Raw genomic sequence first — 11,848 nt, 5'->3', positions numbered from 1 at the left:
GAACCCGGAAAATTACTCGAGTTCCGCCATCAGTTTAACCAGATGTTCAACCGCTTTCTGCTCGTCTTCGCCTTCAGCGGAGATAGTCACAACGGTCCCTTGAGTCAGGCCCAGAGTCTGCAGTTTAAACAGGCTTTTTGCGCTGGCGCTTTTGCCGTTGGAAGTCACAGTAATTTCAGAAGTGAAGCCCTTAGCTTCTTTTACAAACTGGGCAGCAGGGCGGGTGTGCAGACCGTTCGGAGCGGTAATGGTAACTTCTTGCTGGAACATTGTATTTCCCCAACTTATAGGTTTAGTGTTGTGGAACTAAAGTCTAGCCTGGCGGTTTGACTTTAGCCTGTATTGTTAGCGCCAGTTTTTAACAGACGCGACGCACGAAGTGTTCTGTACAGTCCATTGCTGGCGGATATTGACCGCTGACGTTTCGTTCATCATTAAACATTATGCCGCTAAAGGAAGAATTGAACCAAATCATAAAATCGATTCAGCTAAGGCTTTTCCTGTAACGATTAATTTCGCGCATCAAAATAATTAGTCAGGTTAAATACCAGTTCCGACAGGCTGAATCAATGCCAGGAGAGGCTAAAATTTGAAGTAGGCCACAAAAAAGCACCTGAAAAGGTGCTTTTTTACGCATTTTTAACAACCTGGCATTACTGTTGCAATTCTTTTTCGGTAAAGAGATCGGCAAATAATGCGGTGCTTAAATAACGCTCACCCGATGATGGCAGAATAACCACAATATTCTTATTGGTAAAGCTTTCATCTTCTTGTAGTTTCAACGCCGCAGCAACCGCCGCGCCGGAAGAGATTCCGGCAAGAATGCCTTCTTCTTCCATTAAACGACGTGCAGTAGAGATAGCTTCTTCATTGGTGATGCCAATAACTTTATCGACCAGTTTGAGATCAAGGTTCGCCGGGATAAAGCCAGCGCCGATGCCCTGGATTTTATGCGGGCCGGGTTTGATTTCTTCACCTGCCAGCGCCTGGGCGATGACGGGAGAATCGGTTGGCTCAACGGCGACAGAGATGAGATCAGTCTTGCCTTTGGTGCCTTTAATGTAGCGGCTAACGCCGGTCAGCGTACCGCCAGTACCGACACCCGCAATAAATACATCAACCTGACCGTCGGTATCTTCCCAGATCTCCGGACCGGTGGTTTTTTCATGAATTTCCGGATTCGCCGGGTTGCTGAATTGTTGCAGCAGCAGGTATTTCTCTGGGTTACTGGCGACAATTTCTTCTGCTTTTTGAATCGCGCCTTTCATGCCTTTCGCGCCTTCAGTCAGTACCAGGTTTGCGCCCAGGGCTTTCAGCAGTTTGCGACGTTCAATACTCATTGTCTCTGGCATGGTCAGAGTGAGTTTATAACCGCGAGCGGCTGCCACATAAGCCAGAGCAATACCTGTGTTGCCGCTGGTGGGTTCAACCAGTTCAACGCCGGGTTTCAGCACGCCGCGTTTTTCGGCATCCCAAATCATATTGGCACCGATACGGCACTTAACGCTGAAGCTGGGGTTACGAGATTCCACCTTCGCCAGAATACGTCCGTTACCGATGCGATTCAGGCGAACCAGCGGTGTGTGACCGATAGTCAGCGAGTTATCTTCAAAAATCTTACTCATGGCCTGTCCTTAACTGTATGAAATTGGGATACAACAGGTAGCATACCCGCTCAGAGAATATGCGGAAGTAAGGATTTAGCATATCTATATGCAGAAGGGAAATAATGGCTTGCAAGATGGAATAAGGGTGGCATAAGCCACCCCTGTTTCATACAAAAAGTTTACAAAACAACCTAAAAATTGTTACCGCCATAATGCATGTTTAGCGCGATAGCAATCGACCCACATCGCTGTCGCGCCACAGACGGCCACTGGCATGATGAACAGGTTGAGCACCGGGATCATCGTGAACAGACTCGTTAATGCGCCAAACTGCATGTTGGTGATTTTGCGCGTGCGCAGGGCAGTGCGCATCTCTTTGAACGGCACTTTGTGGTTGTCGAACGGATAGTCGCAGTACTGAATGGCTAACATCCAGGCGCTGAACAGGAACCACAACACTGGCGCGACGGTTTGCCCGATGCCCGGGATGAAGTAGAGGATCAGCAATACGATGGCGCGTGGCAAATACCACGCAAATTTTTGCCATTCGCGTTTCATAATTCGCGGCACATCTTTCATGATGCCAAAAATTCCGGTATCCGGCGGCGTAGCGCCTGTCAGCCTTGCTTCCAGCTGTTCAGCCAATAAACCGTTAAATGGCGCGGCAATCCAGTTCGCAATAGTTGAGAAAAAATAGCCAAAAATCAGTAGCACGGAGAGAACCGCGACAGGCCACAGCAAATAGCTTAACCATTGCAGCCAGTCAGGCACGTGGCTCATTAATGATGGGATCCAGACATCCAGTTGGGTAAAGAGCCACCAGAATGCACTTCCCATCAACAAAATATTGACTAACAGAGGTAAAATGACAAAACGCCGAATCCCGGGTTGCGAGACGAGCTTCCAGCCTTGCGCAAAATAGTAAAAACCGCTGCGTGGGGAAGATGTGTATGTTGAAACCATAATCAGGAGATGCTCCTTTTGACCAATCCCAGGAAAATTCTGCGTATTTTACCGACTAATTGCGCAATGGACAGTTAGGATATGTTCGAAAAAACAGCAAAAAGCACGATTTCATCTATCTTTGTGCTGTGAAAGTTAAGAGTGCACTTGCACTCGAGGTAATCGGCAAATACTCTTAGTGAGTAAATGTTTGCCGTGGTGGCAAGGTGTTAGAACAACAGAGAATATAATGATGCAGGATTTGCGTCTGATATTAATCATTGTTGGCGCGATCGCCATAATCGCTTTACTGGTACATGGTTTCTGGACCAGCCGTAAAGAACGATCTTCTATGTTCCGCGATCGGCCATTAAAACGAATGAAGTCAAAACGTGACGACGATTCTTATGACGAGGATGTCGAAGATGATGAGGGCGTTGGTGAGGTTCGTGTTCACCGCGTAAATCATGCCCCGGCTAACGCCCAGGAGCATGAGGCTGCTCGTCCGTCGCCGCAACACCAGTACCAACCGCCTTATGCGTCTGCGCAGCCGCGTCAACCGGTTCAGCAGCCGCCTGAAGCGCAGGTAGCGCCGCAACATGCTCCGCATTCAGCGCAGCCGGTTCAGCAACCGCAGCCAGTTCAGCAGCCGGCCTACCAGCCGCAGCCTGAACAGCCAGTTGTTTCGCAAGTACCGCCAGCTCCACAACCGACGCAGCCAGCGCCCCAACCAGCGCAGCAGGCTTTCCAGGTTGCAGAACCCGTAGCGGCACCGCAGCCTGAACCTGTAAATGAACCGGCGCCTGTCATGGATAAGCCGAAACGCAAAGAAGCGGTGATCATTATGAACGTTGCGGCGCATCACGGTAGTGAGCTTAATGGTGAACTGCTTCTTAACAGCATTCAGCAGGCGGGCTTCATCTTTGGCGATATGAATATTTACCATCGTCATCTTAGCCCTGACGGCAGTGGCCCTGCGTTATTCAGCCTGGCGAATATGGTGAAACCGGGAACATTCGATCCTGAAATGAAGGATTTCACCACTCCTGGCGTCACTATCTTTATGCAGGTTCCTTCTTATGGTGATGAACTGCAAAACTTCAAGCTGATGTTGCAATCTGCGCAGCATATCGCTGATGAAGTCGGTGGCGTGGTTCTTGACGATCAGCGCCGTATGATGACTCCGCAGAAACTGCGCGAGTATCAGGACATCATCCGCGAAGTGAAAGACGCTAACGCCTGATACACTTAAGGCAAATTAACTCTTCTTCGAACCCCCGCTTGTCGGGGGTTTTTAGCATTGATGGTGCGATATGGAATCAATCGAAAGACAACTCACAGAACTGCGAACGACGCTTCGCCATCATGAATATCTTTATCATGTGATGGATGCGCCGGAAATTCCCGACGCTGAATACGACAGGCTGATGCGTGAGCTGCGCGAGCTGGAAGCAAAACATCCGGAACTCATTACCCCGGATTCACCAACCCAGCGCGTAGGCGCAGCACCGCTGGCAGCCTTCAGCCAGATTCGTCATGAAGTTCCGATGCTGTCGTTGGACAACGTTTTTGATGAAGAGAGTTTTCTCGCCTTCAACAAACGCGTACTGGATCGTCTGAAAAGTAACGAAAAAGTCACCTGGTGCTGTGAGCTGAAGCTGGATGGTCTTGCCGTCAGCATTCTGTATGAGAATGGCGTTCTGGTCAGTGCGGCGACCCGTGGCGATGGCACCACCGGAGAAGACATTACGTCTAACGTCCGTACTATCCGCGCTATTCCGTTGAAATTGCATGGTGAGAATATCCCGGCGCGCCTGGAAGTACGTGGTGAAGTATTCCTGCCGCAAGCGGGATTCGAAAAGATCAACGAAGAGGCGCGACGCACGGGCGGGAAAGTATTTGCTAACCCACGTAATGCGGCGGCAGGTTCGCTGCGTCAGCTTGATCCACGTATCACGGCGAAGCGACCGCTCACTTTCTTCTGCTACGGCGTTGGTGTACTGGAAGGTGGCGAGCTGCCTGACACCCATCTTGGCCGTTTAATGCAATTTAAAAAGTGGGGATTACCGGTCAGCGATCGTGTCACGTTATGTGAATCGGCAGAAGAGGTGCTGGCGTTTTATCACAAAGTTGAAGAAGACCGCCCGACGCTGGGCTTTGATATCGACGGCGTGGTGATTAAAGTCAACTCACTGGCGCAGCAGGAACAACTTGGCTTTGTTTCACGTGCCCCGCGCTGGGCAGTGGCGTTTAAATTCCCGGCACAGGAACAGATGACTTTCGTGCGCGACGTTGAGTTTCAGGTTGGACGTACTGGCGCTATTACGCCCGTTGCGCGTCTGGAACCTGTACATGTTGCAGGCGTGCTGGTGAGCAATGCTACCTTACACAATGCCGATGAAATCGAACGTCTTGGTTTACGTATTGGCGATAAGGTGGTGATCCGCCGCGCTGGCGATGTGATCCCGCAGGTGGTTAACGTAGTGCTTTCTGAACGCCCGGAAGATACCCGTGAGGTTGTATTTCCGACGCATTGTCCGGTATGTGGTTCTGATGTTGAACGTGTGGAAGGAGAAGCAGTCGCCCGCTGTACTGGTGGCCTGATTTGCGGCGCTCAGCGTAAAGAGTCGCTGAAACACTTTGTTTCCCGCCACGCGATGGACGTTGACGGTATGGGTGACAAAATCATCGACCAGCTTGTCGAAAAAGAGTACGTCCACACATCTGCTGACCTGTTCAAACTCACCGCAGGCAAACTGACCGGACTGGAGAGAATGGGGCCGAAATCAGCGCAAAACGTGGTTAACGCGCTGGAAAAAGCGAAAGAAACCACCTTTGCTCGCTTCCTTTATGCGCTTGGCATCCGTGAAGTCGGCGAGGCCACCGCAGCAGGTCTGGCGGCATATTTCGGCACGCTGGAAGCACTGGAAGCAGCCTCGATTGAAGAGCTGCAAAAAGTTCCCGATGTCGGAATTGTCGTTGCATCCCATGTTCATAACTTCTTTGCCGAAGAAAGCAACCGCAATGTCATCAGCGAGCTGTTAGCGGAAGGCGTTCGCTGGCCTGCGCCGGTCGTCATCAACGCTGAAGAGATCGACAGTCCGTTTGCCGGTAAAACCGTGGTGCTCACCGGTAGCTTAAGTCAGATGTCGCGTGATGACGCTAAAGCTCGCCTGGTCGAACTGGGCGCGAAAGTTGCGGGCAGCGTGTCGAAGAAAACCGATCTGGTGATCGCCGGAGAAGCCGCAGGTTCTAAACTGGCGAAAGCGCAGGAATTGGGCATTGAAGTGATCGACGAAGCTGAAATGCTACGTTTGCTGGGTAACTGAGATGGAAAAAGAGCAGCTGATTGAAATAGCCAATACGATAATGCCGTTTGGCAAGTATAAAGGGCGTCGCTTAATCGACCTGCCGGAAGAGTATCTTTTGTGGTTTGCCCGCAAGGATGAGTTCCCGGCGGGAAAACTCAGTGAGCTAATGCAAATCACGCTGCTGATTAAAACCGAGGGGCTGACGCAACTGGTTCAGCCCCTGAAACGTCCGCTTTAAATCTTCCCAGCGTGGCTTTCCTGCTGCGCCTGTAGTTGCTCGGTCTGGCGCTTATAACGACGCGCCAGCACCGCGCAAACCATCAGCTGGATCTGATGGAAAATCATCAGTGGTAGCACCATCATACCGATAACTGACGTTGGGAACAGAATGTTCGCCATCGGAATACCATTCGCCAGGCTCTTTTTCGAACCACAGAAGACAATCGTTATCTCATCCGCTTTATTGAAACCTAGTCGGCGTGCCATAAAGACGTTAATCACAATCACGATAGCCAACAGCACGCAGCTGACCACCACGATAAACAGCAACGATCCCCAGCCGACTTTGTGCCAGATGCCGTTAACGACGGCTTCGCTGAACGCCGTATAGACCACCAACAGAATGGAGGTCTGGTCAGTTTTCGCAATCCACTTTTTATTGCGTGCCACCCAGTTGCCAATCCACGGGCGAGAAAGATGCCCCAACACAAAAGGCAGTAACAATTGCAGCATAATCTTACCGACCTGCTCAAGGCTGCCCTCTGCACCGTGAACATTCATCACCAGACCAACCAGCAATGGCGAAAGGAAAATACCCAGCAGGCTGGATGCTGATGCAGAACAAACGGCCGCCGCGACGTTACCGCCCGCCATCGAAGTAAAAGCGATTGCAGACTGCACGGTGGCAGGGAGAATGCAAAGATAGAGAAAGCCGGAATAGAGCATGGGATCGACGTTTACTGGTTTCCACCAGGCAAACAACACGCCCAGAACCGGAAACAGCGCGAAGGTACTGCACATCACCCACAAATGCAGTCGCCAGTGACTACCGCCTGCAATAATAGCCTCTCGCGACAACTTCGCGCCGTGCATAAAGAACAACAGGGCAATGGCTGCCGTGGTCAGATTTTCAAAGAAGGGGACAAAACCGCCTCTGGCCGGAAAGAAAGAAGCCAGTAACACCACCGTGACCAGGGTTAAGGTGAAAGGATCGAGGATACGAAAAAGTTTCATAAAGACTCCAGATGATCGATGGTGCTATTGTGCTTCTTTCAGTTTGAGAAATAAAATTGATTTATTGCATTCATTCATGAAGAAAATAGATGAATGACTCATTAAAACAATTAAATGTTTTCGTCACAGTAGCGCAGGAAGAACCGGTCACTTTCAACAACTGCTGAAGCATTAGAGGACGTGGAGCAAGAACAAGGAGAATAGTGATGGCAGGGCGAGAAGGGGATTCGTTGTATCATATATCGTGTTATGTATTTCTGCCGGGAATCCCGGCAGAAATGGTTCAGAAGTTAAATTTGACCGAGTAAATGATGGCGTCCTGATACCAGGCTTCTCCCAGCTTGTCGTCCGCGTAGCGATACTGAATGCCTGCGGTGAGTTTCGCGGTAGCGTTCCACCAGAGGGCGACCGCACCGTTCAGCCCTTCTTTACCGCCATTACCTGCTGCGTAGGTGGCATCACGATCAAACTCGTACTCGTTCCAGTTGGTGAGGGTGAATTTCTCTCTGCCCAGCATAAAGCTGTAACCCACAACCCAACCTGCCACGTAACCGTTATCGCCAGTGTAATAGGTTTGATCCGTATAGCGTTTAGCGAAGAACGGTTTGAACCACCACCCCTTGCCAGTAAAGTTGTAGCCGATACCGTACAGGAACATATCATCGTGGAAATTCACCCGATTTGCCGAACCGTAGGTGCCATACGCGTGTAGGTAGAGATTAAATCCGGTATCGCCCAGGTAAATGCGGTTGGTATTTTTAAAGGTATAACGCTGCTCGCTACCTGGTTTATTGTGGCGGTCGTTATAAAAGTTTTCCCAGTCGAAGAACCCGTACATTTCTCCCCAACTAAAGTTAGCGCCGCCTTCCAGTTCAAGATAACCAAAATCATCTTTGTGTGATTTGGTCGACGATTTCTCAGTGGTTCTGCTGGTCCAGTCCAGGTAATGCACGCCGATATCTGCAAATCCACTTTTAAATTCTGCATGAGATATAACAGGTATGGCTAATAAAGAGGAAAGAGTCAGAAGATGTTTTTTCATAGCATAAATCCCTATGCCGATCGTTATTAGTAGATTGCTTAATAAAATGGTTGCTTAAAAACGGCATATTGTTAATGCAAGGGAGTGAGTATCACCAATACAGTTTTTGCTGAGAATTAATAGTGAAAAGATATAAATCCATCGATATCGAATCACTATTGAATGCGTGAAAAAAGTGTATTGGTAAGAGCCGGGACAACCTCGCTATAAAAAGGCGTTAGATTCAACCCCACAGAAAAAGGATATATATGTCTCAGGCAAATTTTTCTCATAACCCGCTGTATTGCGTCGATATTATCCGGGCTTATAAACCAGATTTCACACCACGAGTGGTTTTTATTTTAGGTTCCGGGCTGGGCGCGCTGGCCGATCAGATTGAGAACGCTGTCGCCATTTCCTATGAAAAGCTGCCGGGCTTCCCGGTGAGTACGGTGCATGGACATGCAGGCGAGCTGGTGTTGGGGCATCTCCAGGGCGTTCCGGTGGCATGTATGAAAGGTCGGGGACATTTCTATGAAGGTCGTGGAATGACCATCATGACCGATGCGATTCGTACTTTCAAATTGCTGGGTTGTGAACTGCTGTTCTGCACCAATGCGGCGGGATCACTGCGTCCGGAGGTGGGGGCGGGCAGTCTGGTTGCGCTGAAAGACCACATCAACACCATGCCGGGTACACCGATGGTGGGTCTTAACGATGAACGTTTTGGAGAACGCTTCTTCTCGCTGGCAAATGCCTATGATGCGGATTACCGGGCTCTGTTGCAAAAAGTGGCGAAAGAAGAGGGATTCCCCCTGACGGAAGGTGTGTTTGTTTCGTATCCGGGACCGAATTTCGAAACGGCGGCTGAAATTCGCATGATGCAAATTATTGGCGGGGATGTCGTTGGAATGTCCGTTGTGCCTGAAGTTATTTCAGCACGCCATTGTGACCTGAAGGTAGTGGCCGTTTCTGCGATTACCAATATGGCGGAAGGTCTGAGTGACGTAAAGCTTTCGCATACCCAAACGCTGGCAGCTGCGGAGCTCTCTAAGCAGAACTTTATCAACCTTATTTGCGGCTTTCTGCGCAATATTGCCTAAGTAAAACAACAATAAACGGCCTCACGGGTGAGGCCACATGATGCGATAAGGAAACGATTATGAGCATCGCTTTACGCTTAAAGGTAATGTCCTTTTTGCAATATTTTATCTGGGGGAGCTGGCTGGTTACCCTCGGTTCTTACATGATTAATACCCTTCATTTTACCGGCGCTAACGTCGGTATGGTCTACAGCTCCAAAGGGATTGCTGCGATAATTATGCCTGGCATTATGGGGATTATCGCGGATAAATGGCTGCGTGCGGAACGTGCATATATGCTGTGCCACTTGGTGTGTGCTGGTGTGCTTTTTTATGCGGCGTCGGTGAGTGATCCGGATACGATGTTTTGGGTGATGTTAGTCAATGCGATGGCATTTATGCCGACTATCGCATTATCGAACAGCGTCTCTTATTCCTGCCTCGCCCAGGCGGGGCTTGACCCGGTGACGGCTTTCCCGCCTATTCGCGTTTTTGGTACGGTGGGGTTCATCATCGCGATGTGGGCGGTAAGCTTACTGCATCTGGAATTGAGCAGTCTGCAACTGTATATCGCTTCCGGGGCGTCTCTGCTGCTGTCGGCTTATGCGCTGACTTTGCCTAAGATTCCTGTTGCGCAGAAAAAAGTGGCTACTTCGCTTGCCAGTAAGCTCGGTCTGGATGCCTTCGTCCTGTTCAAAAATCCACGCATGGCCATCTTTTTCCTCTTCGCCATGATGCTGGGCGCGGTACTGCAAATTACCAACGTTTTTGGCAACCCGTTCCTGCATGATTTTGCTCGTAACCCGGAGTTTGCTGATAGCTTCGTGGTGAAGTATCCGTCCATTTTACTGTCAGTTTCACAGATGGCTGAAGTCGGTTTTATTCTGACGATTCCGTTCTTTTTAAAGCGTTTCGGTATCAAAACGGTCATGCTTATGAGTATGGTGGCCTGGACGCTACGCTTTGGCTTCTTCGCTTATGGCGATCCGTCACCAACCGGGTTTATTTTGCTGCTGCTGTCGATGATTGTTTACGGCTGCGCGTTTGATTTCTTCAATATTTCCGGTTCGGTCTTTGTCGAACAGGAAGTTGATTCCAGCATTTGTGCCAGCGCACAGGGGCTCTTTATGACCATGGTAAATGGTGTCGGTGCGTGGGTCGGCTCGATTCTGAGCGGTATGGCAGTAGATTACTTCTCGGTAGATGGCGTAAAAGACTGGCAAACTATCTGGCTGATGTTTGCAGGATATTCTCTTTTCCTCGCAGTGATATTTTTCTTTGGGTTTAAATATAACCATGACCCTGAAAAGATAACACATCGAACAGTGACACATTAAAAGGATTTGCAGCTCTGTTTTTCGGGGCTGCTTTTATGATAAAGGTTAATTAGTGAAAGATATTTTATTTTCTTCTGGTGTCGGTTTTGGCATTGGTGCTTTATTTACAATCGTGCGATTACCTATTCCTGTGCCAAATGTATTGCCGGGTATATTATCTATTGTGTTTATGTATGTAGGTTATCTGGTGGTGAAATACTTTATGCCGTGATAATTTAACAAGATATATTTATTAAACGGAGCACTTAATTATGGAACGCATTTACAGAACAGACCTTAAGTTGCTCCGTTATTTTCTTGCTGTAGCGGAAGAGTTACATTTTGGCCGCGCAGCGGCGCGTTTAAATATGTCTCAGCCTCCGCTCAGTATTCATATTAAAGAGCTGGAAAATCAACTTGGCACACAGCTTTTTATTCGTCACTCGCGCAGCGTCGTCCTGACACACGCGGGCAAAATTTTGATGGAAGAATCGCGCCGATTGCTGATGAATGCAAATCAGGTGTTGGCTCGGATTGAACAAATAGGGCGGGGAGAAGCAGGGCGGATTGAACTCGGTGTGGTCGGAACGGCAATGTGGGGACGGATGCGACCGGTTATGCGGCGATTTCTTAGGGAAAACCCCAACGTTGAAGTACTGTTTCGCGAAAAGATGCCTGCGATGCAAATGGCGCTGTTGGAGCGTCGCGAACTCGATGCCGGGATCTGGCGAATGGCGACAGAACCACCGGAAGATTTTACCAGCTTACGCTTGCATGAATCGGCGTTTCTGGTAGCGATGCCTGAAGAGCATCACCTCTCATCATATTCCGCCGTTCCGCTGGAAGCACTACGTGACGAGTATTTTGTCACAATGCCGCCCGTGTACACAGACTGGGATTTTTTGCAGCGTGTTTGTCAGCAGGCGGGGTTTTCACCGGTTGTTATTCGCGAAGTTAATGAACCGCAAACGGTGCTGGCCATGATCAGTATGGGTATTGGTATCACCTTGATAGCAGACAGCTACGCACAGATGAACTGGCCAGGTGTCATTTTCCGTCCGCTCAAAGAGCGCATCCCGGCAGATTTGTATATTGTTTATGAAACGCAGCAGGTGACACCCGCGATGGTTAAGCTGTTGGCAGCATTGACACAGTAGGCGAGGAGTTGCCGGAAATCGTAGGTCTGATAAGCGAAGCGCATCAGGCAATTTCGCAAATCGCAGATAGCAAAAAAGCGCCTTTAGGGCGCTTTTTTACATTGGTGGGTCGTGCAGGATTCGAACCTGCGACCAATTGATTAAAAGTCAACTGCTCTACCAACTGAGCTAACGACCCG

12 protein-coding genes and 1 tRNA gene are annotated in these 11,848 nt (G+C 49.5%); 7 read left to right on the top strand and 6 right to left on the bottom strand.

What is annotated here, in order from left to right:
* Positions 1–12: 12 nt before the first annotated feature.
* The 3 genes from ptsH to cysZ form a co-directional block, all read right to left on the bottom strand.
* On the bottom strand, positions 13–270 hold the full coding sequence (gene ptsH, locus WES_RS06320) for a phosphocarrier protein Hpr (protein ID WP_000487600.1): 258 nt from the start codon (positions 268–270) through the stop codon (positions 13–15).
* A gap of 383 nt (positions 271–653) precedes the next feature.
* The gene (gene cysK, locus WES_RS06325; RefSeq protein ID WP_000034402.1) at positions 654–1,625 is read right to left on the bottom strand and encodes a cysteine synthase A; all 972 of its coding nucleotides are present in this window, start codon (positions 1,623–1,625) and stop codon (positions 654–656) included.
* A 183-nt stretch (positions 1,626–1,808) separates the two neighbouring features.
* Positions 1,809–2,570, bottom strand: coding sequence for a sulfate transporter CysZ (cysZ, locus tag WES_RS06330; protein ID WP_000255355.1), 762 nt, complete (start codon positions 2,568–2,570; stop codon positions 1,809–1,811).
* 229 nt (positions 2,571–2,799) lie between these two features.
* Here cysZ and zipA point away from each other — a divergent pair, with 229 nt between their 5' ends.
* The 3 genes from zipA to WES_RS06345 all read left to right on the top strand — a co-directional run bounded on the left by zipA (position 2,800) and on the right by WES_RS06345 (position 6,098).
* Positions 2,800–3,792 carry a cell division protein ZipA gene (zipA, locus tag WES_RS06335; RefSeq protein ID WP_016158736.1) on the top strand — a complete coding sequence of 331 codons (993 nt, stop codon included), beginning with the start codon at positions 2,800–2,802 and terminating at the stop codon, positions 3,790–3,792.
* Positions 3,793–3,862: 70 nt separating this feature from the next.
* Positions 3,863–5,878, top strand: coding sequence for an NAD-dependent DNA ligase LigA (ligA, locus tag WES_RS06340; protein ID WP_016158735.1), 2,016 nt, complete (start codon positions 3,863–3,865; stop codon positions 5,876–5,878).
* Position 5,879: 1 nt separating this feature from the next.
* On the top strand, positions 5,880–6,098 hold the full coding sequence (locus tag WES_RS06345; protein WP_016158734.1) for a DUF3820 family protein: 219 nt from the start codon (positions 5,880–5,882) through the stop codon (positions 6,096–6,098).
* Here WES_RS06345 and WES_RS06350 read toward each other — a convergent pair.
* On the bottom strand, positions 6,095–7,093 hold the full coding sequence (locus WES_RS06350; RefSeq protein WP_016158733.1) for a bile acid:sodium symporter family protein: 999 nt from the start codon (positions 7,091–7,093) through the stop codon (positions 6,095–6,097). The genes WES_RS06345 and WES_RS06350 overlap by 4 nt on opposite strands.
* A 283-nt stretch (positions 7,094–7,376) precedes the next feature.
* The gene (locus WES_RS06355) at positions 7,377–8,135 is read right to left on the bottom strand and encodes a nucleoside-specific channel-forming Tsx family protein (protein WP_016158732.1); all 759 of its coding nucleotides are present in this window, start codon (positions 8,133–8,135) and stop codon (positions 7,377–7,379) included.
* A gap of 248 nt (positions 8,136–8,383) precedes the next feature.
* On the opposite strand from WES_RS06355, the gene xapA reads away from it, so the two are divergent.
* Genes xapA through xapR form a run of 4 tightly spaced genes read left to right on the top strand, consistent with a single transcriptional unit; the run spans position 8,384 to position 11,669 of the window.
* On the top strand, positions 8,384–9,217 hold the full coding sequence (xapA, locus tag WES_RS06360) for a xanthosine phosphorylase (RefSeq protein WP_000075899.1): 834 nt from the start codon (positions 8,384–8,386) through the stop codon (positions 9,215–9,217).
* A 59-nt stretch (positions 9,218–9,276) separates the two neighbouring features.
* Complete coding sequence (xapB, locus tag WES_RS06365) at positions 9,277–10,533, top strand: xanthosine/proton symporter XapB (RefSeq protein WP_016158731.1); 1,257 nt, start codon at positions 9,277–9,279, stop codon at positions 10,531–10,533.
* 52 nt (positions 10,534–10,585) lie between these two features.
* Positions 10,586–10,744 carry a DUF1427 family protein gene (locus tag WES_RS0121635; protein ID WP_000651752.1) on the top strand — a complete coding sequence of 53 codons (159 nt, stop codon included), beginning with the start codon at positions 10,586–10,588 and terminating at the stop codon, positions 10,742–10,744.
* A 40-nt stretch (positions 10,745–10,784) separates the two neighbouring features.
* Positions 10,785–11,669: a DNA-binding transcriptional regulator XapR gene (gene xapR, locus WES_RS06370; RefSeq protein ID WP_000439927.1), complete on the top strand. Its 885-nt coding sequence runs from the start codon at positions 10,785–10,787 to the stop codon at positions 11,667–11,669.
* A 102-nt stretch (positions 11,670–11,771) separates the two neighbouring features.
* On the opposite strand, the gene WES_RS06375 is transcribed toward xapR, so the two are convergent.
* Positions 11,772–11,847: transfer RNA gene (locus WES_RS06375), tRNA-Lys, on the bottom strand.
* Position 11,848: the final 1 nt, after the last annotated feature.

The organism is Escherichia sp. KTE31 (assembly GCF_000407925.1).
GTDB lineage: Bacteria > Pseudomonadota > Gammaproteobacteria > Enterobacterales > Enterobacteriaceae > Escherichia > Escherichia ruysiae.
This window is presented reverse-complemented; position numbering and strand designations above follow the sequence as displayed.

What these genes read in the sequence shown, in the direction of transcription:
- ptsH (WP_000487600.1), bottom strand. Translation starts at nt 270, where the DNA reads ATGTTCCAGCAAGAAGTTACCATTACCGCTCCGAACGGTCTGCACACC.
- cysK (WP_000034402.1), bottom strand. Translation starts at nt 1,625, where the DNA reads ATGAGTAAGATTTTTGAAGATAACTCGCTGACTATCGGTCACACACCG.
- cysZ (WP_000255355.1), bottom strand. Translation starts at nt 2,570, where the DNA reads ATGGTTTCAACATACACATCTTCCCCACGCAGCGGTTTTTACTATTTT.
- zipA (WP_016158736.1), top strand. Translation starts at nt 2,800, where the DNA reads ATGATGCAGGATTTGCGTCTGATATTAATCATTGTTGGCGCGATCGCC.
- ligA (WP_016158735.1), top strand. Translation starts at nt 3,863, where the DNA reads ATGGAATCAATCGAAAGACAACTCACAGAACTGCGAACGACGCTTCGC.
- WES_RS06345 (WP_016158734.1), top strand. Translation starts at nt 5,880, where the DNA reads ATGGAAAAAGAGCAGCTGATTGAAATAGCCAATACGATAATGCCGTTT.
- WES_RS06350 (WP_016158733.1), bottom strand. Translation starts at nt 7,093, where the DNA reads ATGAAACTTTTTCGTATCCTCGATCCTTTCACCTTAACCCTGGTCACG.
- WES_RS06355 (WP_016158732.1), bottom strand. Translation starts at nt 8,135, where the DNA reads ATGAAAAAACATCTTCTGACTCTTTCCTCTTTATTAGCCATACCTGTT.
- xapA (WP_000075899.1), top strand. Translation starts at nt 8,384, where the DNA reads ATGTCTCAGGCAAATTTTTCTCATAACCCGCTGTATTGCGTCGATATT.
- xapB (WP_016158731.1), top strand. Translation starts at nt 9,277, where the DNA reads ATGAGCATCGCTTTACGCTTAAAGGTAATGTCCTTTTTGCAATATTTT.
- xapR (WP_000439927.1), top strand. Translation starts at nt 10,785, where the DNA reads ATGGAACGCATTTACAGAACAGACCTTAAGTTGCTCCGTTATTTTCTT.